Source organism: Streptomyces sp. NPDC028991 (genome assembly GCF_055564775.1).
In genome coordinates, this window is record NZ_JBVHVP010000006.1 from 146045 (window position 1) to 170214 (window position 24170).

27 protein-coding genes are annotated in these 24170 nt (G+C 73.9%); 16 read left to right on the top strand and 11 right to left on the bottom strand.

What is annotated here, in order from left to right:
* Positions 1-23 precede the first annotated feature (23 nt).
* From ACZ4V1_RS15630 to ACZ4V1_RS15640, 3 genes are read left to right on the top strand one after another with little or no spacing between them, the layout of a single operon-like run.
* A complete protein-coding gene (locus ACZ4V1_RS15630; RefSeq protein ID WP_468335184.1) occupies positions 24-512 on the top strand; it encodes a DUF2771 domain-containing protein in 489 nt (162 codons plus the stop codon).
* Positions 513-523: 11 nt separating this feature from the next.
* A complete protein-coding gene (locus tag ACZ4V1_RS15635; protein WP_468335187.1) occupies positions 524-1231 on the top strand; it encodes a futalosine hydrolase in 708 nt (235 codons plus the stop codon).
* The gene (locus ACZ4V1_RS15640) at positions 1221-2099 is read left to right on the top strand and encodes a 1,4-dihydroxy-6-naphthoate synthase (RefSeq protein WP_468335190.1); all 879 of its coding nucleotides are present in this window, start codon (positions 1221-1223) and stop codon (positions 2097-2099) included. The genes ACZ4V1_RS15635 and ACZ4V1_RS15640 overlap by 11 nt, the downstream gene beginning before the upstream one ends.
* A gap of 80 nt (positions 2100-2179) precedes the next feature.
* On the opposite strand, the gene ACZ4V1_RS15645 is transcribed toward ACZ4V1_RS15640, so the two are convergent.
* Entirely contained in the window at positions 2180-2563 is a 384-nt protein-coding gene (locus tag ACZ4V1_RS15645) for a cold-shock protein (RefSeq protein WP_053132946.1), read from the bottom strand.
* A gap of 162 nt (positions 2564-2725) precedes the next feature.
* Here ACZ4V1_RS15645 and ACZ4V1_RS15650 point away from each other — a divergent pair, with 162 nt between their 5' ends.
* A complete protein-coding gene (locus tag ACZ4V1_RS15650) occupies positions 2726-2998 on the top strand; it encodes a hypothetical protein (protein ID WP_468335193.1) in 273 nt (90 codons plus the stop codon).
* Here the strand turns inward: ACZ4V1_RS15650 and ACZ4V1_RS15655 are convergent.
* Together ACZ4V1_RS15655 and ACZ4V1_RS15660 are read right to left on the bottom strand one after the other, a co-directional pair.
* Positions 2953-3621 carry an HAD family hydrolase gene (locus ACZ4V1_RS15655; protein WP_468335694.1) on the bottom strand — a complete coding sequence of 223 codons (669 nt, stop codon included), beginning with the start codon at positions 3619-3621 and terminating at the stop codon, positions 2953-2955. The genes ACZ4V1_RS15650 and ACZ4V1_RS15655 overlap by 46 nt on opposite strands.
* A gap of 65 nt (positions 3622-3686) precedes the next feature.
* Positions 3687-4748 (bottom strand): hypothetical protein, encoded by a 1062-nt coding sequence (locus ACZ4V1_RS15660; protein ID WP_468335195.1) that lies wholly within the window; start codon positions 4746-4748, stop codon positions 3687-3689.
* A 131-nt stretch (positions 4749-4879) separates the two neighbouring features.
* Here ACZ4V1_RS15660 and ACZ4V1_RS15665 point away from each other — a divergent pair, with 131 nt between their 5' ends.
* The 3 genes from ACZ4V1_RS15665 (at position 4880) to ACZ4V1_RS15675 (ending at position 9914) form a co-directional block, all read left to right on the top strand.
* Positions 4880-7456 carry a helicase-associated domain-containing protein gene (locus ACZ4V1_RS15665; RefSeq protein WP_468335198.1) on the top strand — a complete coding sequence of 859 codons (2577 nt, stop codon included), beginning with the start codon at positions 4880-4882 and terminating at the stop codon, positions 7454-7456.
* Between the two features lie 514 nt (positions 7457-7970).
* Positions 7971-8186: a hypothetical protein gene (locus tag ACZ4V1_RS15670; RefSeq protein WP_468335201.1), complete on the top strand. Its 216-nt coding sequence runs from the start codon at positions 7971-7973 to the stop codon at positions 8184-8186.
* Between the two features lie 84 nt (positions 8187-8270).
* Positions 8271-9914 carry a DNA repair helicase XPB gene (locus tag ACZ4V1_RS15675; protein WP_468335204.1) on the top strand — a complete coding sequence of 548 codons (1644 nt, stop codon included), beginning with the start codon at positions 8271-8273 and terminating at the stop codon, positions 9912-9914.
* Positions 9915-9939: 25 nt separating this feature from the next.
* Here ACZ4V1_RS15675 and ACZ4V1_RS15680 read toward each other — a convergent pair whose 3' ends face one another.
* Entirely contained in the window at positions 9940-10125 is a 186-nt protein-coding gene (locus ACZ4V1_RS15680; protein WP_351389353.1) for a hypothetical protein, read from the bottom strand.
* 278 nt (positions 10126-10403) lie between these two features.
* Between ACZ4V1_RS15680 and ACZ4V1_RS15685 the strand changes: the two genes are divergently transcribed.
* Complete coding sequence (locus tag ACZ4V1_RS15685; RefSeq protein WP_468335208.1) at positions 10404-12479, top strand: HelD family protein; 2076 nt, start codon at positions 10404-10406, stop codon at positions 12477-12479.
* 245 nt (positions 12480-12724) lie between these two features.
* On the opposite strand, the gene ACZ4V1_RS15690 is transcribed toward ACZ4V1_RS15685, so the two are convergent.
* The 3 genes from ACZ4V1_RS15690 to ACZ4V1_RS15700 form a co-directional block, all read right to left on the bottom strand.
* Complete coding sequence (locus tag ACZ4V1_RS15690; protein ID WP_468335211.1) at positions 12725-13414, bottom strand: copper homeostasis protein CutC; 690 nt, start codon at positions 13412-13414, stop codon at positions 12725-12727.
* 96 nt (positions 13415-13510) lie between these two features.
* A complete protein-coding gene (locus ACZ4V1_RS15695; RefSeq protein ID WP_468335214.1) occupies positions 13511-14194 on the bottom strand; it encodes a maleylpyruvate isomerase family mycothiol-dependent enzyme in 684 nt (227 codons plus the stop codon).
* Between the two features lie 33 nt (positions 14195-14227).
* Positions 14228-14875, bottom strand: coding sequence for a TetR/AcrR family transcriptional regulator (locus tag ACZ4V1_RS15700; RefSeq protein WP_468335217.1), 648 nt, complete (start codon positions 14873-14875; stop codon positions 14228-14230).
* Between the two features lie 183 nt (positions 14876-15058).
* Here ACZ4V1_RS15700 and ACZ4V1_RS15705 point away from each other — a divergent pair, with 183 nt between their 5' ends.
* Together ACZ4V1_RS15705 and ACZ4V1_RS15710 are read left to right on the top strand one after the other, a co-directional pair.
* Entirely contained in the window at positions 15059-15724 is a 666-nt protein-coding gene (locus ACZ4V1_RS15705) for an HD domain-containing protein (protein WP_468335220.1), read from the top strand.
* Between the two features lie 10 nt (positions 15725-15734).
* Positions 15735-16811, top strand: coding sequence for a GNAT family N-acetyltransferase (locus ACZ4V1_RS15710; RefSeq protein WP_468335223.1), 1077 nt, complete (start codon positions 15735-15737; stop codon positions 16809-16811).
* Here ACZ4V1_RS15710 and ACZ4V1_RS15715 read toward each other — a convergent pair.
* Together ACZ4V1_RS15715 and ACZ4V1_RS15720 are read right to left on the bottom strand one after the other, a co-directional pair.
* Complete coding sequence (locus ACZ4V1_RS15715) at positions 16784-17086, bottom strand: DUF4031 domain-containing protein (RefSeq protein WP_468335225.1); 303 nt, start codon at positions 17084-17086, stop codon at positions 16784-16786. The two genes, ACZ4V1_RS15710 and ACZ4V1_RS15715, sit on opposite strands and share 28 nt — an antisense overlap.
* Before the next feature lie 10 nt (positions 17087-17096).
* Positions 17097-17477 (bottom strand): hypothetical protein, encoded by a 381-nt coding sequence (locus ACZ4V1_RS15720; RefSeq protein WP_468335228.1) that lies wholly within the window; start codon positions 17475-17477, stop codon positions 17097-17099.
* A 55-nt stretch (positions 17478-17532) separates the two neighbouring features.
* On the opposite strand from ACZ4V1_RS15720, the gene ACZ4V1_RS15725 reads away from it, so the two are divergent.
* From ACZ4V1_RS15725 to ACZ4V1_RS15745, 5 genes are read left to right on the top strand one after another with little or no spacing between them, the layout of a single operon-like run.
* Complete coding sequence (locus ACZ4V1_RS15725; RefSeq protein WP_468335231.1) at positions 17533-18516, top strand: MurR/RpiR family transcriptional regulator; 984 nt, start codon at positions 17533-17535, stop codon at positions 18514-18516.
* A 54-nt stretch (positions 18517-18570) separates the two neighbouring features.
* Complete coding sequence (gene murQ / locus ACZ4V1_RS15730; RefSeq protein ID WP_468335234.1) at positions 18571-19506, top strand: N-acetylmuramic acid 6-phosphate etherase; 936 nt, start codon at positions 18571-18573, stop codon at positions 19504-19506.
* Positions 19507-19521: 15 nt separating this feature from the next.
* Positions 19522-21108 carry a PTS transporter subunit EIIC gene (locus ACZ4V1_RS15735; protein WP_468335238.1) on the top strand — a complete coding sequence of 529 codons (1587 nt, stop codon included), beginning with the start codon at positions 19522-19524 and terminating at the stop codon, positions 21106-21108.
* Entirely contained in the window at positions 21056-21625 is a 570-nt protein-coding gene (locus ACZ4V1_RS15740; protein ID WP_468335241.1) for a hypothetical protein, read from the top strand. Before ACZ4V1_RS15735 ends, ACZ4V1_RS15740 begins: the two co-directional genes overlap by 53 nt.
* Positions 21626-22219, top strand: coding sequence for a TetR/AcrR family transcriptional regulator (locus ACZ4V1_RS15745; RefSeq protein ID WP_468335697.1), 594 nt, complete (start codon positions 21626-21628; stop codon positions 22217-22219). It abuts the gene before it with no gap.
* Positions 22220-22231: 12 nt separating this feature from the next.
* On the opposite strand, the gene ACZ4V1_RS15750 is transcribed toward ACZ4V1_RS15745, so the two are convergent.
* Positions 22232-22981 (bottom strand): SDR family NAD(P)-dependent oxidoreductase, encoded by a 750-nt coding sequence (locus tag ACZ4V1_RS15750; protein ID WP_468335244.1) that lies wholly within the window; start codon positions 22979-22981, stop codon positions 22232-22234.
* Positions 22982-23077: 96 nt separating this feature from the next.
* Here ACZ4V1_RS15750 and ACZ4V1_RS15755 point away from each other — a divergent pair, with 96 nt between their 5' ends.
* Positions 23078-23686: a TetR/AcrR family transcriptional regulator gene (locus ACZ4V1_RS15755; RefSeq protein WP_468335247.1), complete on the top strand. Its 609-nt coding sequence runs from the start codon at positions 23078-23080 to the stop codon at positions 23684-23686.
* Positions 23687-23697: 11 nt separating this feature from the next.
* Here the strand turns inward: ACZ4V1_RS15755 and ACZ4V1_RS15760 are convergent, their stop codons facing one another.
* The gene (locus ACZ4V1_RS15760; protein WP_468335250.1) at positions 23698-24087 is read right to left on the bottom strand and encodes a hypothetical protein; all 390 of its coding nucleotides are present in this window, start codon (positions 24085-24087) and stop codon (positions 23698-23700) included.
* Positions 24088-24170: the final 83 nt, after the last annotated feature.

Here is a 24170-nt window from a genome sequence, read left to right on the forward strand (position 1 = left end):
GAAGCGCCGTATAGCCTTCGCCCATGACCACGTTGCAATCCTCTGTGCGACGCCGCCGCGCCGTCGCCGCCGCCGGCGCCGTATCCGCTGGACTGCTCCTGCTGTCCGCCTGTGACCAGCCGACCCCGATGTCGACGGTCACGGTCGGCAGTGACTCGGTCAGCTCCGACGCCACCTGCGGCGGCGAGGGCAAGGTCCTGGAGACCGCCGAGATCCAGAAGTGCCTGCAGAACGACAACGTCGAGTCCATCACGGTCAACCCCGACGACACGGTGCGCTTCGGCGTGGACCCTGAGGTCGCCGACGAGCGCTGGACGATCCTGATGAACGGTCAGCAGCTGACCGACGACACGGACAACACGTACCGCACGGTCCCGGGCAGCGTGTTCTTCAACGCCCAGTACGGCGCCCAGGGCGACTCGACGCTCGTCACCATCAAGGCCGGCGACGGCAAGGACGACAGCGAGAAGGCGACCGGCCTGTGGTCCTTCAAACTGAAGAAGGACGACTGACCACGTCCTCCGTGCGCGTCCTCGTGGCCACCGCGGTCCCCGTCGAACGGGACGCGGTGGCCCGGGCGTTCCCGGAACGGGGCACCGAGGTGTCCTGCCCCGGGGTGAGCGTTCGGCGGCTTCCGGGCGGCTGGGACCTGGTGGCCGCCGGTGTCGGCCCCGCCCTCGCCGCCGCCTCCACCGCCGCCGCCCTCACCGCCGCGGCCCTCGGCTCCGCGCCCTACGGCCTGGTCGTCTCGGCCGGCATCGGCGGCGGCTTCGCACCCGGGGCGCCCGTCGGCTCGCTCGTCGTCGCCGACGAGATCACCGCGGCCGACCTGGGGGCCGAGACGGCCGACGGCTTCCTGCCGGTCACGGACCTCGGCTTCGGCACCGTCACCCATCACCCGCCGGCCGGTCTCGTCGCCGCCGTGGCCGCCGCGGCCGGGGCCCGCCCCGGCACCGTCCTGACCGGGTCCACCGTCACCGGCACCGCCGAACGCGCCGCGCTGCTGCGCGCCCGCCACCCGCGTGCGCTGGCCGAGGCGATGGAGGGCTTCGGCGTCGCCGAGGCCGCCGCCGCGCACGGGGTGCCCGTGCTGGAACTGCGCGCGGTGTCCAACCCGGTCGGCCCGCGTGACCGCGCCGCCTGGCGCGTCGGCGACGCACTCGCGGCCCTGACGGACGCCTTCGGGAAGCTCGCACCCGTCCTCACGAGTTGGAACCCACATGACGACTGAGCCCTTGACGACCGAGCCCTTGACGACCGAGCCCTTGCGGATCGCGTACTCCCCCTGCCCCAACGACACCTTCGTCTTCGACGCCCTCGCCCACGGCCGCGTCCCGGGCGCCCCCGCCGTCGAGGTGACGTTCGCGGACATCGACGTCACCAACGGCATGGCCGAGCGCGGCGAGTTGGACGTACTGAAGGTGTCGTACGCCGTGCTGCCCCACGTCCTCGGCGAGTACGCCCTGCTGCCCTGCGGGGGTGCGCTGGGCCGTGGCTGCGGGCCGCTGGTGCTGACCGGGGAGGCGGGCACCGACTTGCGGGGCCGCACGGTCGCGGTGCCGAGCGAGACGTCGACGGCGTACCTGCTGTTCCGGCTGTGGGCGGCGGACACGGTGCCCGGCGGGGTGGGCGGGATCGTCGTCATGCCGTTCCACGAGATCATGCCGGCCGTGCGGGACGGGAAGGTCGACGCGGGTCTCGTGATCCACGAGGCGCGCTTCACCTACCGGAACTACGGCCTGCACAAGCTCGCCGACATGGGCGAGCACTGGGAGCGGACGACCGGGCTGCCGATCCCGCTCGGCGCGATCATCGCCAAGCGGTCGCTGGGCGAGGAGACGCTGACCCGCCTCGCCGACTCGGTCGTCGCGTCCGTGCGCGCGGCCTGGGACGACCCGGAGGCGTCCCGGCCGTACGTCATGGAGCACGCCCAGGAGATGGACCCGGCCGTCGCCGACCAGCACATCGGGCTGTACGTCAACGAGTTCACCGCCGGCCTCGGTGAGGACGGCTACGCGGCGGTCCGGGGCCTGCTGACCCGCGCGGCGGCCGAGGGACTGGTACCGGCCCTCGGCCCGGACGCGCTGGCCTTCCCGTAGCACGTGCGGCGTGCGGTCGGACGTCGTGGCGATCGGACGTCGTGGCGGTCGGACGTCGTGGCGGTCAGACGTCGTGCCGGTCAGACGTCGAGCTGGTCCGCCACCGCGCGGAGCAGCCCGGCGATCTTCTTGCCGGCGGTCTTCTCGGGGTAGCGGCCGCGCTCCAGCATCGGGGTGATGTTCTCCAGGAGCGTGGTCAGGTCCTGGACGATGGAGGCCAGCTCGTCGGGTTTCTTGCGCTGCGCCGCCGCGACCGAGGGAGCCGGGTCCAGCAGCGTGAGGGACAGTGCCTGGTCGCCGCGCTGCCCGGCGACGACGCCGAACTCCACGCGCTGGCCCGGCTTCAGTGCCTCGACTCCGGCGGGGAGGACCGAGGAATGGACGAAGACGTCACCGCCGTCGTCGCGGGAGAGAAAGCCGAAGCCCTTCTCACTGTTGAACCACTTGACCTTGCCGGTAGGCACGTCTGTCCTCGTCCTCGTACTCGTCGGAAAACTGCTCGGAAACGGCTCTTGATAGCACTTGGGCGGGTCGTCCGGACCCGCCGGTACCAAGGCTAATGGTCTTCAGGCCGGTGACAAGACGTCCCCCGGTCGTTCCCCAGGCCTGGGAACTACCCTGGTCGGGTGCGTGACAAAACCCAAACGAATTCCGCCGCGCCCGGTGACCGACTGATCCGCGCCGGTGCGATCGTCTTCTTCATCGGTACCGTGGCCACTCTGGTCACGGTGGCCCCGCTGCTTCTGGGGACGACGCCCTTTCCCACCTACATGTTCGGCTTGAGCATGCTGATGGGAGTGGGCTTCCTGATCGCCGGTGCGGGGGTGTTCCAGTCGATCGCGGCGGGCCGGCGTCAGGCGCGCGCCGCGGCCGGCCCGTCGGCGGCGCCGTCGCGGTAGCCCGCGAGCCATGCCGGGAACCGTGTCAGGTCGGCGAGGACCACGTCGGCGCCGGCCGCGCGCAGTTCCTCGGCGCTGCACGGTCCGCTGGGGACGGCCACGGAGTGGGCGCCGGCGGTGCGTGCGCCGCGTACGTCGCCGAGGTGGTCGCCGACATAGACGTCCGCGCCGTGTGCGCGCAGCGCCACGGCCTTCCGCTCGGCCCACAGGCCGCCGATCACGGCGTCCGGCTCGATGCCGAGGTGGGCCAGGTGCAGCTTGGCGTTCGGCTCGTACTTGGCGGTGACGACGATCGCCCGTCCGCCGGCCTCGCGCACGGCCGCGACGGCCTCCCGGGCGCCGGGCAGCGCGGGCGTGGCGGCGACGGCGTACGTCGGGTACATCTCCCGGTACAGGTCGGCGGTGGCCGCGATCTCGTCGGCCGGGAACCAGTGGGCCAGCTCCTCCTCCAGCGGCGGCCCGAGCCGCGTGACGGCCAGATCGGCGTCGACGTACGTCCCGGTCCGCTCGGTCAGCGCCAGGTAGCAGGCGCGGATGCCGGGGCGTGAGTCGATCAGCGTCATGTCGAGATCGAAACCGACGGTGGGCGCGGGACGGGTGGTGGAGGAGGCCATGGGCCCCATTGTGCCGGTCGGGCCTACGGGCACGGACGCACCGGGGCACACGCCCGGTACGCCGCTCCGCCGGGTCAGGCCCGGGGGCGGCGGGAGCGCCACAGGAGGTACAGGGCCGTGGCGACGGCGGCGCTGCGCAGGACCCAGGGCCAGGTCTCGGCGACGGCGTCGTTCATGTGGCCCTCGGTGATCGTTTCGCCCCAGTGGCCCTTCGTGCGGCCCCACAGCCAGACGGCGCCGGCGGCGGCGACCGTGCCGGGCAGGCCCAGTACCGCCCACTTCGACTGGGCCGGGGTCAGGCGGCGCGAGAGGTAGGCGATCAGCCAGCCCAGGCCCAGTGGGAGGAGGTCGCCGAGGACGGCGCCGGCGACCAGCAGGGCGGCGGCGAGCAGCAACAGCGGGTTGTTCCAGCCGCCCTCGGGCCACAGGCGGGGCAGGCGGCGGCGCGCGGCTCCGCCCGGTTTCCCGGCGACCGGCTCCACCACCTCCTCCGCCGCCTCCTCCACCGCCTCCGCGGCCACCTTCCCAGCGGCCCCGTTCCTCTTGGCCCTCCCGGCCCTTCCGGCCGTCCCGCCCGTCTCGTCCTCGTCCTCGTCCCGCGGCGGGGGCTTGAGCAGCTCCGGGATCTCCACGCCGCCGACGAACCCCGGCACGCTGTCGACCCCGCCCCCGAACGGGCCGTTGTCCACGCGCCACCAGTCCGGCCGGGTGCCGCTGTCCCCCAGCTCGTGCGCGCTCGCCAGGTGCGGAGGCGAGGGAGCCGGCGCGGATGCCGACTCGGGCGCGGCCGGGCGGGGGCGCGGTACGGCGCGCCGCAGGCCCTTGGGCCGCTCCGCCTTGCGTGGCCCGCCCTCGCGCTGGACGGGCACGGCGGTGGGCGGCGGCACCGACGGCCGCCGGACTCCGCTCGTACCGCCCGCCGCGTCGACGACGTCGTCCGGGCTGCCGAGCCGGTCCAGGATGCGGCGGACGGCGGCGGGACTGTCCACGGTGGTCCTGGCGCGGTGCCGGTCGATCTCGTCGCGCAGCTCGGAGACGAGCCGCATGCGGGTGGCCGACGGCAGTTGCCGCTGCTGGGCCACGTCGCCGACGCGGCTCAGGTACTCGTAGACGACCTGGTCGCTCTCGATCCCCACGGAGCCCTCCGGGGCGGTGTGTTGTGGTACGCCGTCGCACGAAGGTACCGAATCCTCCCGTGTGCGGCGGACGCGCACCGCGCGACCGCACGCGCACCCCGCCGTCGTACCCACCCGCTAACGTGGGCCGGATGAGCACCGAGGAGAAGTCCGCGGCCCCCCGGTCCCTCGCGGAGGCGCTCCGCGTCAGGGACGACGTCTCGCTGGCCGCCCTCCTGCGCAGCCGTCCCGACCTCGTCACCCCCGTGCCCACGGACCTCACGCAGCTCGCCACCCGGGCCGGCACCCGGGCGTCGGTCGTCCGGGCGCTGGAGCGGCTGGACCGGTTCGCGCTGCAGACGGCGGAGGCGCTGGCGGTGGCGGCGGACCCGGCCCCGTACGACGAACTGCTCGGGCTCATGGCGGGTGACGAGCGGGACCCGGTCGTCGCGGCGGCCCTGCCCCGGGCCGTCGCCCTCCTGCGCGAACAGGCGCTGGTGTGGGGCTCCGACGACCGGCTGCGACTGGTGCGTACCGCCCGTGAGCTGCTCGCGCCGTCCCCGCAGCACCCGTCCCCGACGGGGCTTGGTCCCACCGTGCGGGAGGCGACGGCGGGGATGTCGCCGGGCCGGATCCAGGAGATCCTGGCCGCCGCCGGCCTGCCCTCGACCCACGACTCCGTCTCCGCCGTGTCGGCGCTCGGCGACCTGTTCGCCGACCGGCCCCGGATGGCGAGGCTCCTCGCCGGACTGCCCGGCGAGTCCCGCGAGGTGCTGGCCCGGCTGGTGTGGGGCCCGCCGTACGGCCAGGTCACCCATGATCCGGCGGCGCACCTGCGCCACCTGCTGGACAGCGGCCTGCTGCTGCCGACCGCGCCCGGCACGGTCGTCCTGCCCCGCGAGGTCGCCCTGCACCTGCGCGCCGGCCGCGCGCACCGCACGCCCGAGCCGGTGCCGCCGCCGGTGGAGGCCGCCGCCACGCATCGTCCACAGGTTGTGGACGCCACCGCGGCCGGGCAGGCCCTGGCGGCGCTGGCGACCGTCGAGGAGCTGCTGAAGGAGTGGGACGAGGGCGGCCCGGTGGTACTGCGGGCCGGCGGGCTGAGCGTGCGCGACCTGAAGCGGACGGCCGTCGCCCTGGACGTGCCCGAACCGGTGGCCGCCTTCTGGGCCGAACTGGCCTACGCGGCCGGGCTGATCGCCTCCGACGGGGAGGCCGAGGAGCGGTACGCGGCGACCCCGGCGTACGACGAGTGGCGGGAGCTGCCTCCCGCGGAGCGCTGGGCGCGGCTCGCCGGGACGTGGCTGACGGCCACCCGCACGCCGGGGGTGGTCGGCGGGCGGGACGCGAAGGACCGCACGCTCTCGGCGCTCGGCCCGAACCTGGACCGTTCGGCGGCGCCGGAGGTACGGCACCGGGTGCTGGCCCTGCTGGCGGGGCTGCCGGAGGGTGCCTCGCCCACGCAGGAGTCGGTGCTGGCCCGGCTGCGCTGGGAGCGTCCGCTGCGCGGGCCCCGGCGGGACGGGCGGGACGGGCAGGACGACGACCTGCGCACCCGGCTGGCCCGCTGGACGCTGTCCGAGGCCGAGCTGCTGGGCGTCACCGGGCGGGGCGCGCTGGCGGCGCCGGGGCGGGCGCTGATCGGGGCGCCCGAGCCGCCTCGTCCGGCACAGGCGCCCGAGGCGGCCGAGGGGCCCGGCGACAAGCTCCCCGTCCACCACCGCACGCCTGCCGCCCCCGCTCCCCCGAGCCCCGCCGAACAGGCCGCCGCCACCGCGCGGGCCGCCCGGCTGCTGGCGCCGCTGCTCCCCGAACCGCTGGACCACGTGCTGCTCCAGGCCGACCTGACCGCGGTGGCTCCGGGGCCGCTGGAGCGTGGGCTGGCCGACGTGCTGGGGGTGCTCGCGGATGTGGAGTCCAAGGGCGGGGCGACCGTCTACCGGTTCACGCCGGGCTCGGTGCGCCGCGCGCTGGACGCCGGTCAGACCGCCGCCGACCTGCATGCCTTTCTCGCCCGGCACTCCCGCACGCCGGTGCCGCAGCCGCTCACGTACCTGATCGACGACGTCTCCCGGCGGCACGGGCGGCTGCGGGTGGGCGCGGCGTCGGCGTACGTGCGCTGCGACGACGACGCGACGCTGGACGAGATCCTCGCCGACAAGCGGTCCGCCGGCCTCGGCCTGCGCCGCCTCGCGCCGACCGTGCTGGCCGCGCAGGCCGACCCGGCGGCGCTGCTGGAAGGGCTGCGCGCCATGGGGTTCGCACCGGCCGCCGAGTCCGCCGCGGGCGATGTGCTGATCACCCGTGCCGACGCCCACCGCACGCCGCCGCGGGCGGCCCCGGAGCCGGTTCCGGACGGTCCGCCGGTTCCCGACGACACGCTCCTGACGGCGGCGATCCGCGCCGTCCGGGCCGGTGACCTGGCCGCCACGGCCCCGCGCAAACCGGGCGCCGGGAGCGATGCGGACGGCGTCCCGGCGGCGGGCGGCGAGCTGCCGCGCACGGGTGCCGCCGAAACCCTCGCCACCATGCAGGCGGCCGTCATGACCGGCGAGGCGCTGTGGATCGGCTACGTGAACGCCGAGGGCGCCGCCAGCCAGCGCGTCATCGCCCCGATCCGGGTCGAGGGCGGCTTCGTGACGGCGTACGACCACACGGCGGACGAGGTGCGCACGTATCCGCTGCACCGGGTCACCGGCGTGGCCGAACTCGCCGACGACGCGTTGTGACCCCCCAGTCCTACGCGCTCGCGCCGGAACTCCGCCTTCTTGCGCACTTTCGGGTGTACGGCGTGGTTCATGCACGCCACGCCGGGTGATTCGCACCTGCGAGGGAGCTTTTTTCATATTCCGCATCGAGTCGTCGGCGGTCGGGCAGCCACCGGGTGCCCTGCAGTCGAACCGAAAGGGAGAACCCGATGCGTACTGCCGTTCGCCGTGTCGCCACCGTCCTGACCTCCACCGCCGCGCTGGTCGCGGCGTTCGCCGCCGAGGCCGCCGCGGTCGGCATCGACCTCGGCGGAGGCGTGACCCTCTGACCGCCGTCCGATCGCCGCGGATCGCTCTCTGATCGCTCTCTGATCGCTCTCTGATCGCTCTCTGATCCCCCGCTGATCCATCCGGTCGGCGTCCCCGTCGGCGGGCCGGGCCCCCAGTCCCCTTGGGCCCGGCCCGCTCCGGATTCCTCCCCCACCCTTCCTTCGCCCTTCCCTGAACCCGCTGAACCCGAAAGGCCGGACACCCCATGCGTCCCGAGCTCCCCGATCCCGCCCGTTCCGCCGCCCGTTCCGCCGTCGCGGTCTCCGTCGCCGCTCTGATCACCGCCGCGGCGCTGTTCGGTGCGCTCGCCCCCGAGGCCACCGCACTGCCGCTGCCCCCGCCGGCCACCGGTGTGGAGTCCCTGGTCACGGAGGGGGTCACCATCGAAGGGCCACTGATCAACAACATCGCCATCCGGTAGCCCGGCCCCGCGATCAGGCACACTGGACGTTTGGCCGATCCGTCCAGTCGCTGTCGGCCGTACGCACGCGAAGGGGTGCCGCCCGTGAATGGTCCGCTGATCGTCCAGTCCGACAAAACCCTGCTCCTCGAAGTCGACCACGAGCAGGCCGGCGACTGCCGTCGGGCCATCGCGCCGTTCGCCGAACTGGAGCGGGCGCCGGAGCACATCCACACCTACCGGGTGACCCCGCTGGGCCTGTGGAACGCGCGGGCGGCGGGCCACGACGCCGAGCAGGTCGTGGACGCCCTCGTCGAGTACAGCCGCTATCCGGTGCCGCACGCGCTGCTCGTCGACATCGCCGAGACGATGGACCGCTACGGCCGCCTCACCCTGTCCAAGCACCCGGCGCACGGGCTGGTCCTGACGACCACCGACCGGCCGGTGCTGGAGGAGGTCCTGAAGTCGAAGCGGATCGCGCCGCTGGTCGGCAACCGCATCGATCCCGACACGGTGGCCGTGCACCCCTCCGAGCGCGGGCAGATCAAGCAGACGCTGCTGAAGCTGGGCTGGCCCGCCGAGGATCTCGCCGGGTACGTCGACGGCGAGGCGCACCCCATCGAGCTGGCCGAGGACGGGTGGGCGCTGCGGCCGTACCAGAAGCAGGCGGTGGAGAACTTCTGGCACGGCGGCAGCGGTGTCGTCGTGCTCCCCTGCGGCGCGGGCAAGACGCTGGTCGGGGCGGGTTCGATGGCGCAGGCCAAGTCGACGACGCTGATCCTGGTCACCAACACCGTCTCCGCCCGGCAGTGGAAGCACGAGCTGGTGAAGCGCACGAGCCTGACCGAGGACGAGATCGGCGAGTACAGCGGGACGAAGAAGGAGATCCGGCCCGTCACCATCGCCACGTACCAGGTGCTGACGACCAGGCGGAAGGGCGTCTACCCGCACCTGGAGCTGTTCGACTCCCGGGACTGGGGGCTGGTCGTCTACGACGAGGTGCACCTGCTGCCGGCGCCGGTCTTCAAGTTCACCGCCGACCTCCAGGCCCGGCGGCGGCTCGGCCTGACCGCGACGCTCGTCCGGGAGGACGGCCGCGAGTCGGACGTGTTCTCCCTCATCGGCCCGAAGCGTTTCGACGCGCCGTGGAAGGAGATCGAGGCGCAGGGCTACATCGCGCCCGCCGACTGCGTGGAGGTCCGGGTCAACCTCACCGACTCCGAGCGCCTCGCGTACGCCACCGCCGAGACGGAGGAGAAGTACCGCTTCTGCGCGACGACCGCGACCAAGCGGAAGGTGACCGAGGCGATCGTGCGGCGCTTCGCCGGGCAGCAGATCCTCGTCATCGGCCAGTACATCGACCAGCTCGACGAACTCGGCGAGCACCTGGGCGCGCCGGTCATCAAGGGCGAGACGTCCAACGCCCAGCGGGAGAAGCTCTTCGAGGCCTTCCGCCAGGGCGAGATCAGCGTCCTCGTCGTCTCCAAGGTCGCGAACTTCTCGATCGACCTGCCGGAGGCGACGGTCGCCATCCAGGTGTCGGGCACCTTCGGCTCCCGGCAGGAGGAGGCCCAGCGGCTCGGCCGGGTGCTGCGCCCGAAGGCCGACGGCCACCAGGCGCACTTCTACTCGGTCGTCGCCCGCGACACGCTCGACCAGGACTTCGCCGCCCACCGGCAGCGCTTCCTGGCGGAGCAGGGCTACGCCTACAGGATCATGGACGCGGACGAGCTGCTGACGGAGAGCTGAGCCGACGGCGTCCAGGGGCCGGCGCTCAGCGGCGGCGGACGCCGGCCTCCTCGCCGTACTCGCCGAGCACGACCACGTCGAAGGCGGCGCCCGCGAACACCCTGACGGCGCGCACGGCGTCACCGAGCCGGTGCCGGTGGCTGCCGGCCACGGGCGTGGCACCGGACGCGCGGCCCGGTGCCGGGGCGGGGGAGATGGTTGCTGCGCTCATGTCTCCATGGTGCGACCGCGGGCACCGGACCGGCATCGGTCTGCGGACCGAGCCTCCTCCACCCCCGGGTACGCCTCCGGGGGGACGCCTTCCCCTCAGGTCGGAGGGCGCCGACCCCTAGGGGTCGGGAAAACCCGTTGGCCCGCCCGGCCCGCGCTCCCCTAGAATCTCCGCTCTTGCCCGCCTCCCCACGGAGTGCCGCCGTCCGGACGGAAACCGGTCGGCCCACCGCGCGAAGCCCGCGCCCACCACACCGCAGGTCACCCGGAGGCACCCCCTTGTCCACGCCCGTCCACGACGACCCTCTGTACAAGGAGCGCCGCCACCTGGCCGCCTCCCGTTCGGCCCTGCGCACCATGCGTGAGGACGTCGAGTCCCTGGACATCACCGACGTCACCGCGAACTGGGTCAACGCCGCGGTCCTGGAGAGCCAGATCGAGCAGCGCATCAAAGCGCTGGCCGACCTCAGCGAGACGCCCCTGTTCTTCGGCCGGCTCGACTACCTGCACGCTCCCGGTGCCGAGCGGGCGGCGGGCGGCGAGGGGGAGCGCCCGCCGCCGGAGGCCGCTTATCAGACACTGCACGTGGGGCGCCGGCACGTGCACGACGCGGACGGCGACCCGATGGTGGTCGACTGGCGGGCACCGGTCTCGCAGCCGTTCTACCGCGCGTCGAAGAAGGACCCACTGGACATCGCGCTGCGCCGCCGCTTCGGCTACACCGGCGGGGACCTCACGGCGTACGAGGACGAGCATCTGTCCGACCCGGCCGAGGCGGCGGTCACCAGCAAGCTGCTCCAGCAGGAGATCGAGCGGCCCCGCGTCGGTCCGATGCGTGACATCGTGGCGACCATCCAGCCCGAGCAGGACGAGATCGTGCGCGCCGGGCTGGCCGGTTCGGTCTGTGTGCAGGGCGGTCCCGGCACCGGCAAGACGGCCGTCGGCCTGCACCGGGTCGCCTACCTCCTGTACGCCCACCGCGAGCGCCTGGCCCGCACCGGCACCCTGGTCATCGGGCCGAACAAGTCCTTCCTGCACTACATCGAGCAAGTCCTGCCGGCCCTGGGCGAGCTGACGGTCCGCCAGGCCACCGTCGACGATCTGGTGGCACACGTCGAGGTGAGCGGCGCGGACGAGGCGACGACGGCGGTGATCAAAGGCGACGCGCGGATGGCGGAGGTCCTGCGCAAGGCCCTCTACTCGCACGTGACCCTGCCCACCGAGGGCGTCGTCGTGGTGCGCGGCGCACGCCGCTGGCGGGTGGCCGCGTACGAGGTGGAGGAGATCGTCCGCGAGCTGCTCGCCCGGGACATCCGCTACGGCGCCGCCCGCGAGGCCCTCCCCCAGCGCATCGCGCACGCCGTGCTGGTGCAGATGGAGCGGGCCGGTGAGGCGCCGGACGACCGGGTGCAGAACGCGGTGGCGCGCAACGCGGCCGTGAAGGCGCTGGTGAAGACCGTCTGGCCGCAGGTCGACCCCGCGAGGCTCGTTCTGCGCCTGCTCTCCGACGCGGACTTCCTCGCCGAGCACGCCGAAGGTGTCCTCACCGAGGAGGAGCGGAAGGCGGTGCTGTGGGTGAAGCCGCCGCGCTCCGTGAAGTCCGCCAGGTGGGCACCCGCCGACGCCGTGCTGATCGACGAGGCGACCGACCTGATCGAGCGCACCCACTCCCTCGGGCACGTGGTCCTCGACGAGGCGCAGGACCTGTCCCCGATGCAGTACCGCGCGGTGGGCCGGCGCTGCACCACCGGCTCGGTGACCGTCCTCGGCGACCTGGCGCAGGGCACCACGCCGTGGGCGACCCGCAGCTGGGCCGAGGCGCTGGCCCACCTGGGCAAGGGCGAGGCCGTGGTCGAGGAGCTGACGGCCGGTTTCCGGGTGCCGACGGACGTCATCGCGTACGCCTCCCGGCTGCTGCCGTACATCGCGCCGGGCCTGACGCCGGTGGCGTCGATCCGTGAGAACCCGGGCTTCTTCGACGTCCGTACGACCGCCGAGGGAACGGCCGACGTGGTGTCCGCCTGCCGCGAGCTGCTGGAGCGCGAGGGCTCGGTCGGCCTGATCGCCGCCGACGCGCGGGTGCCGGAGCTGGCGAAGGCCCTCGGGTCGGCGGGGATCGGCTTCGTCGGACCGGGCGAGCAGACGACCCACGCCACCCGCCTGACCCTGGTGCCGGCGTCGCTGGCCAAGGGCCTGGAGTACGACTACGTGGTCCTGGACGAGCCGCGGGCCGTGGTGGACGGGGAGCCGGACGAGCGGACCGGGCTGCGACGGCTGTACGTGGCGCTGACCCGCGCGGTGTCGGGACTGATCGTGACGCACGGGGCGGGGCTGCCGCCGCAGCTGGCGGCGTAGCCGGCGGGGCCGCTCGAGCGGGGACCGCAGTCGCCGCCGGGGACGTGGGCCACGCGGCCCGGCACCGGCCGGATGCCGCCGCGCCCACCCGTGCCGCCCCAGGCGGCACGATCGCCCGCGGTCACGCGGGACCCGATCACGCGCTCACGCGGACGCGGTCACACGGACGCGGTTACACGGACGCGGTCACACGGACCACGGTCGCACAGGACGCGATCACGCGGACGCGGTCGCACGGGGCGCGGTCACGTCCCCAGGACCCGCCGCCACTGTGCGACCGCTTCCGCCGACACCGGCCCGTCCCACCCGGCGGGCCGTGCCGCGCCGCCGATGTGGAAGCCGTCGATTCCCGCGTCCAGCAGGCCGGGCACATGGTCCAGCCGCAGGCCGCCGCCGACCAGGAGCTGCTGCTCGTAGCCCGGCTCCCCCCGCCGCCGCGCCTCGGCGAGCAGTACGGTCAGGCCGTCGTCCACGCCGCCGGCCGCCCCCGCCGTCAGATAGGTGTCCAGGCCCGGGAAGTCCGCGAGCTGCTTGCGCAGGGCGTCCCGGTTGGAGGCGCGGTCGATCGCGCGGTGGAACGTCCACCGGCACCCGCCCAGCACCCCGGCGACCCGCTCCACCGCGTCCAGGTCCACCTCACCGTCCGCGTCGAGGAACCCGAGCACGAACTGCGTGGCCCCGGCCTCCCGCATCTCCGCGGCGACCCGAGCCAGCCGTTCGGCGTCCCCCGCGGCGAACCCGTCCGCGAGCCGCAGCATCACCCGTACGTCGATGTCGACGGCGGCGCGGATCGCGGCGACGGTCGCGGCCGACGGGGTGAGTCCGTCGGCCGCCATGTCGGTGACCAGTTCGAGGCGATCCGCGCCTCCGGCCTGAGCGGCGACCGCGTCCTCGACGTCGAGGGCGATCACCTCCAGGACTGCACGCTTGCTCATGGGACCCCATTCGTCGGCCTGCTACAGGTCTAGTCCAATCTAAGACTACGCCCAGACAGCCGGCCGGGGCTCCCCCTCACCCTCGGACGGCCACGCTCAGCCGCCGAAGAGGTTCAGCTCCTCCGCCTCCACCCCGGCCAGCTCGTATCCGGCCGCGTCGTCCACGGACCGGCCCGCGTACAGCCGTACGAGGGTGGCGGCGTCCCCGATGAACCGCCCCGGCGGCCGCTCACCGCTGACCGCCCCCAGCTTCAGGGGCTCGTCCACGTCGTCGAGGTCGGCGTGCAGCGGCACGTGACCGCGGTCGCGGGTGAGCGTGCCGAGCAGCGCCAGCGCGTCCGGCAGCCCACGCCCCGCGTACGCACCCGGCTCGCCGAGGGCCGCCCGCACATCACCCGCGTGCACCCACTCGCCCAGCGCGATCGCGTCCAGGACACCGCCCGCGCGGCCGATCAGCGGACCGGCCTCGGTCATGCCGCGCTCCAGTTCGTCGAGGATCCGGGCGTTCGTCCAGTCGGCGCGTTCGTCGATGTCGCGGTGGTTGGAGGCGGGCGAGAAGACACCGTCCTCGTAGCGTTTCTCCACCACCCGGATCAGCGCGCTGGAGCAGTGCGCCAGCACGTCCCGCACGGTCCAGCCGGGACACGCGGCCACCGGCAGCGCGAAGTCCCCGTCGGGCCGGGAGCGCAGCAGCGGCAGCAGTTCGTCCCGCTCGATGGCCAGCAGCCGCCCGGGGACCTCGGGGTCGCGTACGTCGTGCACGTCAGCAGGAGTCGTCATGGGCTCCACGGTAGGGCCCGGCCCGGCTCCCGGTCAGCGTTCCAGCAGGTCGTCCAGTTCCGCGGCGTAGAGCTGGGCGGGGTCGAACGCCATGCCGGTGAAGTGGCCCGCGAGTTCCAGGGACAGCACACCGTGCAGGCGGGTCCAGACGGTCAGGGCGCGGTGGAGGGCGGCGGGCGCGGCGGGGTGGCCGTCCGCCCATTCCCGGTGGCCTTCGAGGTGCGTGCCGAACGGTGTCGCGGGGCGGTCCGAGGGCAGTGCGGCGCAGGCGTCGAGGATGACCGCCATGGTCTCGGAGGCGATCTCGGTGACGTCGTCGGGCGCGCGGTAGCCCGGGACGGGGGTGCCGTAGATGAGGAAGTACCGCTGGGGGTCGGCCAGGGCCCAGGCGCGCAGGGCGTGCGCGAGCCCGGCCAGGTCGGCACCGGCCTCGCCCGCCGCCCGGAAGGTGTCGGCGAGGCTCCGGTAGGCGTCCCTGATGAGTTCGGTGATCAGCTCGTCGCGGCCGGCGAAGTACCGGTAGAGGGCGGGTCCGCTCAGGCCCATCCGCTTGGCGATCGCGTTGAGCGAGAGCGCGGACGCGCCCGCCGTGGCGATCTGCTCCCACGCGTGTTCCTTGATCTCCGCGCGCACCTGTGTGCGGTAGCGCTCGCGCGGAGTCCCCGTGCGCGCCTGCGTCATGATCCGCCGCCTCTCCTCTTCCGGGCTTTTCCGGGCTTCCGGGCTTCCGGCTTCCGGCTTCCGGACTCCTGACTCCGGCTTCCGGGCTTCCGGGCTTCCGTGTGACCGCGACGCCAAGATTCAGTTAGATACTGTCACGAAAGCGAACGGCCGGTGCGCCACCCTCGCTGGAAGAATGGGCGCATGGCCGATCTCGACGCCCTGCGCTCCCGTTTCGCCCGCGCCCTGGACGGAGCCGCCGCCCCCGGTTCCGGCCGTCCCGATCCGGCGCCGTACGCCGACAACCTGCTCGCCCGCTGGCAGGAGCCCCAGCGGCGGTACCACACGCTCGCGCACCTCACCGCGGTCCTGGACCACGTCGACGTACTGGAGGAGTACGCCGACGACCCCGACGTCGTGCGCCTCGCCGCCTGGTTCCACGACGCCGTCTACCTCCCCGAGCGATCCGAGAACGAGGAACGCTCGGCCCGCCTCGCCGAGCGAGCGCTGCCCGAGGCCGGGGTTCCGGCGGACAAGACCGCCGAGGTGGCCCGGCTGGTCCGCCTCACCGTCACCCACGCCCCCGCCGGCGACGACCGGGACGGACGGGTGCTGTGCGACGCGGACCTGGCGATCCTCGCCTCGCCGCCGTCGGCGTACGCCGCGTACACGGCGGCCGTACGGCAGGAGTACCACTTCGTCCCGGACGACGCCTTCCGCGAGGGCCGGGCCGCCGTCCTCCGCCAACTCCTCGACCTTCCCCGGCTGTTCCACACCCCGCACGGGCAGCGGGAGTGGGAGGCGACCGCCCGCTACAACCTCACCGGCGAGCTGGAAATGCTGTCGCTCGGGGACAGCCCGGCCCCGTAGTCTGCCCGGCATGCGGAGCATGGGTGGGGAACAGGTGGAGGAGGCCGTCGCGGGCGCCGTCGCGCTGCTGCGGACGGCGGTGGACCGGGACTGGGAGGCGGCGCCGGCCGGGCGGCTGGAGTGGAGCTGCCGGTACACGGCGGAGCACATCGCGGGCGACCTCATCACCTACGCGGGCCAGCTCGCCGGACGCGCCACCGAGGCCTACGTCCCCTTCGAGATCACCCTCGACGACGGCACGGACAACGAGGGCGTCCTGCACGTCGTCGAGACGACCGGCGCGCTGCTCGCCGCCACCCTCCGCACCATCCCGCGCGAGGTCCGCGCCTTCCACCCGTACCCCTTCCGCAGCGCGAACCGCGAGGGTTTCGCCGCCATGGGGGTCACCGAGGTGCTCGTGCACACGCACGACATCGCCGAGGGCCTCGGGCTGGCCTACGAGCCGCCCGCCGAGCTGTGCGCGGACGTCCTCGCCCGGCTCTTCCCGCACGTCCGGCCCGGCGCCGACCCCTGGCGCACCCTGCTGTGGGCCACCGGCCGCGGTGAACTGCCCGAACGCGCCCCGGTCACCGATTGGCGCTGGCGCAACAACCTGGTGATCCCCGCCGAGCGCCTCACCCTCCAGGGCGTCTGCCCGGCCGCCGCCACCGACCTGGCCGCGGGCGGCGACGGCGGCTTCGAATGGGTCGAGGGCGGGCCCTTCCAGGGCACCCGGGACGCCGCCGGGATGCTCCTGAAGGCGTACGAGGCGGGCGTACACCGGCCGGAGTGGGGCGTGTTCGCACTCGTGCGCCGGCAGGACGGCCGCGCGGTAGGCGGCATGGGCTTCCACGGGCCGCCGGACGAGGACGGCCGGGTGGAGATCGGCTACGACCTCGCCGAGACCGCCCGCGGCCACGGCTACGCCACCGAGGGCCTGCGCGCGCTGTCCGCGTGGGCGCTGGCGCGCGAGGAGGTCACGTCCGTCTGCGCGACGACCGAGCACGCCAACCTCGCCTCCCAGGCCGTGATCGTCCGCGCCGGTTTCCGCCAGGTCGCCGGGGACGAGGAGCAGCTCGCCTACGAGCTGCGGGGCCCGCGCGGCTGAGTCCCGCACTGTCGAGTCCCGCCCTTCCTGCGCCGCAGCCCCGCCCCGTGCAGCAGCCGCACCACCTCGCGGCTGCTGACCTCCAGCGCACCGGCGGACACGACTTCGGCGTACCGCTGGGCGGGGATGTCGTAGTGGTCGCGTTCGAAGGCGCGGCGCGGCACGCCCAGGGCCGCGGCGAACGCGTGCAGTTCGGCGTAGGAGACGTCGCTGACGAGGTGCGACCACATGCGGCCGTGGCCCGGCCAGGCCGGCGGGTCGATGTAGACGGTCACCGGTTCGTCCTCACGAGGGTGTGCCGCCGATGGCCGCGCCCAGCGAGCCGACCGCCGCGACCTTGACGCCCGCCTTGCCGCACACCCAGTGCGGGTCGGGGCCGAGTTCGGGCTCGACGTCCAGCGCGTGCGGGTCGCCGGAGCCGCACACCGGGCACAGCGGCCAGCGGCCGTACCGCTCCAGCAGGGCGTCCTGCACGTCCTGCGCCACCAGGCCGGTCACGAACTCCGCGCCCTCGGGCCACTGCTCGACCCACCAGCGCCGCTGTACGACGGACTCCTCGACCAGCGACACGACGTCCGGCTCGGCGACCTGGCCCGCCACCAGGTCGGCGAGCACGAGGGCGCGCGCGGCGTGCAACACCTGCTCCAGGGGGCTGATGGGGTCCATGCACCCATTGTGCGCACTCTTGACCCGCGCACCGAAACGAAAATATCTTTCATGAGTGACCGATGAAGTGAAGGAAACTTTCGGCAGTGCGAGTGGCAACGCGACCGGTGGCCGCCGCGGCGCCGGAAGCGGGGGCGGGAGCGGAACCGGGAGCGCGCCGCCCGCGCCCGCCGCCCTCGCGGCCAAGGTGCGCACGCTGGCGCCTTCGATGACCCGTTCCATGCAGCGGGTCGCCGAGGCCGTCGCGGGCGACCCGGCCGGCTGCGCGGCCCTCACGGTCACCGGCCTCGCCGAGCTGACCGGCACCAGCGAGGCGACCGTCGTACGCACCGCCCGGCTGCTCGGCTACCCCGGCTACCGCGACCTGCGCCTCGCGCTGGCCGGACTCGCCGCCCAGCAGCAGTCCGGCCGCGCGCCCGCCATCACGACCGACATCGCGGTCGACGACCCGATCGCCGACGTCGTCGCCAAACTCGCCTATGACGAGCAGCAGACCCTCGCCGACACCGCCGCCGCCCTGGACACCGTCCAGCTCGGCGCGGCCGTCGCCGCGCTCGCCGCCGCCCGCCGCACCGACGTGTACGGCATCGGCGCCTCCGGCCTGGTCGCGCAGGACCTCACCCAGAAACTCCTGCGCATAGGGCTCATAGCCCACGCCCCCGGCGATCCGCACCTCGCCGTCACCAACGCGGTGCAGCTGCGCGCCGGGGACGTCGCCCTCGCCATCACGCACTCCGGGTCGACGGGCGACGTCATCGAACCGCTGCGGGTCGCCTTCGAGCGCGGCGCGACGACCGTCGCCATCACCGGCCGGCCCGACAGCCCCGTCACGCAGTACGCCGACCACGTGCTGACCACGTCCACGTCGCGGGAGAGCGAGCTGCGGCCGGCGGCGATGTCGTCGCGGACCAGTCAGCTGCTGGTGGTGGACTGCCTGTTCGTGGGGGTGGCGCAGCGGACGTACGAGTCGGCCGCGCCGGCTCTGGCGGCTTCCTACGAGGCGTTGGCGCACCGGCATGGGCATCGCGGTAGACCGTAGGCACCGAGCCCTCGGGCAAGCACAGGCACCGAAGTTGAAAAGAGCGGCTTCCTCATGACTGCAACCCCCCACCACCCCGACCTCCGTTCCCAGTTGGAGACGCTGACCACCGAGGCGTTCCGGCCCGAGCTGGCCGAGATCGACCGGATGCCCACCCTGGACATCGCGCGGGTGATGAACGGCGAGGACACCGCCGTGCCCGCCGCCGTCGCCGAGCGGCTGCCCGAGATCGCCGCCACCATCGACGCCGTGGCCGCCCGGATGGCGCGCGGCGGGCGGCTGGTCTACGCGGGCGCCGGTACGGCCGGCCGGCTCGGCGTGCTGGACGCCTCGGAGTGCCCGCCCACCTTCAGCACCGCCCCCGGACAGGTGGTCGGCCTGATCGCGGGCGGCCCGGAGGCCATGGTCACCTCCGTCGAGGGCGCCGAGGACTCGGCCGAGCTGGCCCGCGCCGACCTGGACGCCCTCGCCCTGACCTCGGACGACGCGGTGGTCGGCGTCTCCGCCTCCGGCCGCACGCCGTACGCTCTCGGCGCCGTCGAGCACGCCCGCGCCCTCGGCGCCCTGACCGTCGGCCTCGCCTGCAACCGGGGCAGCGCCCTGGCCGCCGCCGCCGAGCACGGCATCGAGGTCGTCACCGGGCCCGAGCTGATCACCGGCTCCACCCGCCTGAAGGCCGGTACGGCGCAGAAGCTGGTCCTGAACATGCTGTCGACGATCACGATGATCCGCCTCGGCAAGACGTACGGGAACCTGATGGTGGACGTCCGCGCCTCCAACGAGAAGCTGCGCGCCCGCTCGCGCCGCATCGTCGCACTCGCCACCGGAGCCGCCGACGACGAGATCGAGCGCGCGCTGACCGCCACCGACGGCGAGGTCAAGCACGCGATCCTGACCCTGCTGGCCGATGTGGACGGCCCGACGGCCGCCCGCCTTCTGGAGGACTCCGGCGGCCACCTGCGCGCCGCGCTGGCGGCGGCGAAGGGCTGACCGCACGCTCGGGGGGTGCACAAGGACCCCACCACCACGGCCGCCGTCCTCCTCCCCCTGGTCGGCGGCGCCGCGAACGTCACCTCCGTCGCCCACTGCATGACCCGCCTCCGCCTGGGCCTGGCCGACCGCGCCCGGGTGGAGGACGCGGCGCTGCGGACGCTGCCCGGCGTGCTCGGGGTGGTCGAGGACGGCGACTCGTACCAAGTCGTGCTGGGGCCGGGGGTGGTCGGGCGGGTGGCGGAGGCCTTCGAGGCACTGCTGGGGACCGGTGGAGGCGACACGGCGGACGGTCTCACCGTCACGACGACCGGCGGCACAGGCACGACGACCGGTGGCAGAGGCACGACGTCGGGCGGCGCAGGCACGACGGCCGGCGGCACAGGCACACCGGTTACTCCCGCCGGCACGGCGGACGCCCTCGCCCTGCGCGGCGCCGCGCTGAAGGCGCGGCAGAGGCGGCGCAACGCGACCCCGCTCAAGACGGCCCTGCGCCGCGTCGCGAACATCTTCGTTCCGCTCATCCCCGCCCTGATCGGCTGCGGCATCCTGGCGGGCGTCGCCGGCCTCTTGACGAATCTGGGACGGCTCCCCGGCATCACCCCCGCCCTGGCCGCCCTCTCCTCCGCCTTCATGGCGCTGATCGCGGTGTTCGTCGGCCACAACACGGCGAAGGAGTTCGGCGGCACGCCCGTGCTGGGCGGCGCGGTCGCCGCCGTCGTCGTCTATCCGGGCGTGGCGAACGTGACCGCGTTCGGCGTCGCGCTCGCCCCCGGCCAGGGCGGCGTCCTCGGCGCGCTGGCCGCCGCGCTGCTGGGCACCCGCGTCGAGAAGTGGTGCCGTGCCCGCCTCCCCGGCACTCTGGACGTCCTGCTCACCCCGACGCTGACGGTCCTGGTCTCCGGCCTGGTCACCCTCTACGTCCTCATGTACGCGGCCGGCGAGGTCGCCACGGCCATCGGGACGGCCTCGAACTGGCTCCTGACGACGACGGGCCCCCTGGCCGGCCTGGTCCTCGGCGGCCTCTTCCTCCCCCTGGTGATGCTGGGCCTCCACCAGGCCCTCATCCCCATCCACACCACCCTCGTCGAGCAGCAGGGCCACACCGTCCTGCTCCCCATCCTGGCCATGGCGGGCGCCGGCCAGGTGGGCGCGGCGGCGGCGGTCTACGTCCGTCTGCGCCACGACACGTCTCTGCGTACGACGATCAGGTCCGCGCTCCCGGCCGGCCTGCTCGGCGTCGGCGAACCCCTGATCTACGGCGTCTCCCTTCCCCTGGGCCGCCCGTTCCTCACGGCCTGCGTGGGCGGGGCGGCGGGCGGCGCCTTCGTCGGTCTGTTCGCGATGCTCGGCACCGACGTGGGCGCGACGGCGATCGGCCCCTCGGGCTGGGCGCTGTTCCCGCTCCTCGCGGGCGGCGGAGGCTGGGCGGCGACGGCGGGGGTGTACGGCGGCGGGCTGCTCACCGGGTACGCGGTCGGTTTCGCGGCCACGTACTTCTTCGGCCTGGACGACGGCGCCGTCCGCGCCGTGTGCGACTCTGGGGAACATGAACCACGCCCAGCTGACCGCCCTGGGCCGCGCCCTGCGTCTCCTCGGTGAGCACGGCGAGGCCCTGACCGCCGACACGCCGGACGCCAAGGTGCACGAGATCCGCGCGGACCTCAAGCGGGCGATGGACCAGCTGGAGGAGAGCGTCTCGACGGCGGCCCCCAGCACCCGCTGCCCGGAGCACCCGAACGGCCCGGTCGACAAGGCCGCCCCCGACCTGTGCCTCCTGTGCGAGACCCGCCGCCGCACCGCCCGCCGCGCCGAGTACAACGGCGGCCCGCTCCCGGCCCGGCCCACCGAACCGGTCCAGTCCCGGTACGGGACGCGCGGCGAGCGGCCGCAGCCCCAGCAGCGCTGGCTGCCCGAGCTGTGGAACGGCCAGGCGTGGCAGCTGTGCGGCACCCCGCGCCGCGACCGCCGCGAGGCCGAGCTGTACATCGCGGCCCAACTGCGCGGTCCGCGTGCCGCGATGGCGTACCGGCTGGTCCACGAGTTCACGGACTACGAGGTGCTGCGGGTGTGGGGCACGCCGGTCCGGGTGGACATCGAGCCGATGGGTGGCTTCTGACTGGTGCGACGGAACGACCAGCGCCGCGCCGCCCTCGTCGACGCCGCGATCGAGGTGCTGGCCGCGCAGGGCGCGCGGGGCCTGACCTTCCGGGCGGTGGACACGGAGGCCGCGGTACCGGCCGGGACCGCGTCCAACTACTTCGCGAACCGCGACGACCTGCTCACCCAGGCGGGTGCCCGCGTCTACGAGCGCCTGCACCCCGACGAGGCCGCCCTCGCCCGCCGGCGCACGGCAGGTCGCGACCGGGACACCTACGTCGAGCTGATGCGTGAACTGGTCGACCGCGTCGCCTCGTTCCGCACCGGCTACCTCGCCCTGCTGGAACTACGTCTGGAGGCCACCCGGCGCCCCGGCCTGCGCGCGGTGCTGACCGAACGCGTCCGCGAGGACGTCGCCGCCAGCGTCGCCTACCACGAGGCGTCCGGCCTCCCCGGCGACGCCATGGCCGTCAAGCTGCTCCACCTCGCCCTGAACTGGCTGATCGTCGAACAGCTCACCCTGCCGGACGTGTTCACCGAGGAGGAGCGGGACCAGCTGGTGGCGGCGGCGGTCGAACGCATCGTGGTGCCGGACGGACCGGACCGGGACTGATCCCCCGCCCGGTCAGATCTGGTTCTCACCGCCGTCGACGTACCAGTTGGCGCCGAGGACGAAGCTGCTCTGTCCCGAGGCGAGGAAGGCCACCACCGCGGCGACCTCCTCGGGGCGCCCCATCCGGCCCATGGCCGTGTCCCCGGCGAGCTTTTCCAGGACGGAGGACGCGTTCTCCCCGCCGAAGAGGTTGGTGATCCCGGGGGTGTCGACCGGCCCCGGGGAGATCGCGTTGACCCGGACACCACGCCCCTTGAGTTCATTGGCCCAGCCCCGCGCGAAGGTCCGGACGGCGGCCTTGGAGGCGGCGTACAGACTGAACGCCTCCGCGCCGTTGTCCGCGGCGGTGGAGGCGTTGAGGATCACCGAGGCACCGTCGTTCAGCAGCGGCAACGCCTTCTGCACGGTGAAGAGCGTGCCCCGCACGTTGACGCCGAAGATCTCGTCGATCTGCTCCTCGGTGATCTCCTCCAGCGGCACGAGCGCGGCGATCGCCGCGTTGGCGAAGACCACGTCGAGCCCACGGCCGCGAGCGCGGACCGCTTCGTAGAGCCGGTCCAGGTCGGCCGGGTCCGAGACATCACCGGCCACGGCGGTGACCCTCTGCGCGCCGATGACTTCCACGGCCGCGTCCAGCGCGGCCTTGCGCCGGCCGGTGATGAACACATGCGCGCCCTCGTCCGCCAGCCGCACCGCACTGGCCAGGCCGATCCCCGTGCCGCCGCCGGTGACGACGGCGGTCTTGCCTTCGAGCTGTCCCATGGTGAATGACCTCCGATGACATTCAGTACCGAGCGGTACTGAAAGCGACCGTAGCACATCTGTACCGACCGATACGAAAGACGTAGACTGGGCACCATGGAGACGCGACAGAAGGGGCCGACCGGCCGGCCGAGGGGCTTCGACGCCGACGAGGCCCTGGAAAAGGCCATGCGAATCTTCTGGGAGCAGGGCTACGAGGGCGCCAGCCTCACCGACCTGACCAGCGCCATGGGCATCACCCGCACCAGCATGTACGCGGCCTTCGGCAACAAGGAGGAGCTGTTCCGCAAGGCGCTCGAGCGCTACGAGGAGGGCCCCGCCTCGTACGTCGCCCGCGCCCTGCGCAAGCCCACCGCCCGCGAGGTGGCCACGGCGTTCCTGAACGGCGCCGTGGAGGTCAGCACCCGCCCCGACTGCCCGACCGGATGCCTCGGCGTCCAGGGCTCCCTGGCCTCCGGCGAGACGGGACGCTCCGCACGTGACCTGCTCGCCGACTGGCGCGAAGGGGGTGTCGCCCAACTCCGCGACCGGTTCCGGCAGGCGGTCGACGACGGCGACCTGCCCCCCGGCACCGACCCGCTGCACCTCGCCCGTTACCTCATGACGTTCGCCAACGGCATCTCCGTACAGGCCACCGGGGGCGCCACCCGGGAGGACCTCCAACGGGTGGCCGACATGGCCCTGCGCGACTGGCCGCCCGCCTGACGGCACCCTCTCTAGGGCCGTACGCTCTCGTGGTTCGTCCGGCGCAGCCGCGCCCTCAGCACCTCCTCCGGCTGCGCCACGGCCACGGACGCCCGCGGGCAGTCCCACTCCCGGCCTCCCGCGACCGGCCGCAGCCGCACACTGCCTCCCCCGTGTCCCATCACCTCCCCCACACGCCCGTCCCTGGCGTCCACGGCATGCGTGCCGACGGCCGGCCGCTCGCCCCGCACCACCGACGCCAGCCGCTCCGCGACCCGGACGTTGCACCGCCCCAGGTCGACCAGGGCGAACGGCTCGTCACTCGCGCCGGTCACCGGATCGACGCACAGGGACGGCAGTACGACACCGGCGCCCACGAGGGCCTGCCGCAGGGACTCGACGACTTCTTCGGTCGACCGCACCCTTCCTCACCTCCACGCTGAGTTCGTGATTCACGACACAGCGTGTCCACTCCGCCCCTAACCTGGCCATACAGGGCGTCCCA

What these genes read in the sequence shown, in the direction of transcription:
- ACZ4V1_RS15710 (WP_468335223.1), top strand. Translation starts at nt 15,735, where the DNA reads ATGCGGAGCATGGGTGGGGAACAGGTGGAGGAGGCCGTCGCGGGCGCC.
- ACZ4V1_RS15670 (WP_468335201.1), top strand. Translation starts at nt 7,971, where the DNA reads ATGCGTCCCGAGCTCCCCGATCCCGCCCGTTCCGCCGCCCGTTCCGCC.
- ACZ4V1_RS15740 (WP_468335241.1), top strand. Translation starts at nt 21,056, where the DNA reads ATGAACCACGCCCAGCTGACCGCCCTGGGCCGCGCCCTGCGTCTCCTC.
- ACZ4V1_RS15705 (WP_468335220.1), top strand. Translation starts at nt 15,059, where the DNA reads ATGGCCGATCTCGACGCCCTGCGCTCCCGTTTCGCCCGCGCCCTGGAC.
- murQ (WP_468335234.1), top strand. Translation starts at nt 18,571, where the DNA reads ATGACTGCAACCCCCCACCACCCCGACCTCCGTTCCCAGTTGGAGACG.
- ACZ4V1_RS15665 (WP_468335198.1), top strand. Translation starts at nt 4,880, where the DNA reads ATGAGCACCGAGGAGAAGTCCGCGGCCCCCCGGTCCCTCGCGGAGGCG.
- ACZ4V1_RS15720 (WP_468335228.1), bottom strand. Translation starts at nt 17,477, where the DNA reads ATGGACCCCATCAGCCCCCTGGAGCAGGTGTTGCACGCCGCGCGCGCC.
- ACZ4V1_RS15755 (WP_468335247.1), top strand. Translation starts at nt 23,078, where the DNA reads ATGGAGACGCGACAGAAGGGGCCGACCGGCCGGCCGAGGGGCTTCGAC.
- ACZ4V1_RS15695 (WP_468335214.1), bottom strand. Translation starts at nt 14,194, where the DNA reads ATGACGACTCCTGCTGACGTGCACGACGTACGCGACCCCGAGGTCCCC.
- ACZ4V1_RS15690 (WP_468335211.1), bottom strand. Translation starts at nt 13,414, where the DNA reads ATGAGCAAGCGTGCAGTCCTGGAGGTGATCGCCCTCGACGTCGAGGAC.
- ACZ4V1_RS15750 (WP_468335244.1), bottom strand. Translation starts at nt 22,981, where the DNA reads ATGGGACAGCTCGAAGGCAAGACCGCCGTCGTCACCGGCGGCGGCACG.
- ACZ4V1_RS15655 (WP_468335694.1), bottom strand. Translation starts at nt 3,621, where the DNA reads ATGGGGCCCATGGCCTCCTCCACCACCCGTCCCGCGCCCACCGTCGGT.
- ACZ4V1_RS15640 (WP_468335190.1), top strand. Translation starts at nt 1,221, where the DNA reads ATGACGACTGAGCCCTTGACGACCGAGCCCTTGACGACCGAGCCCTTG.
- ACZ4V1_RS15630 (WP_468335184.1), top strand. Translation starts at nt 24, where the DNA reads ATGACCACGTTGCAATCCTCTGTGCGACGCCGCCGCGCCGTCGCCGCC.
- ACZ4V1_RS15700 (WP_468335217.1), bottom strand. Translation starts at nt 14,875, where the DNA reads ATGACGCAGGCGCGCACGGGGACTCCGCGCGAGCGCTACCGCACACAG.
- ACZ4V1_RS15680 (WP_351389353.1), bottom strand. Translation starts at nt 10,125, where the DNA reads ATGAGCGCAGCAACCATCTCCCCCGCCCCGGCACCGGGCCGCGCGTCC.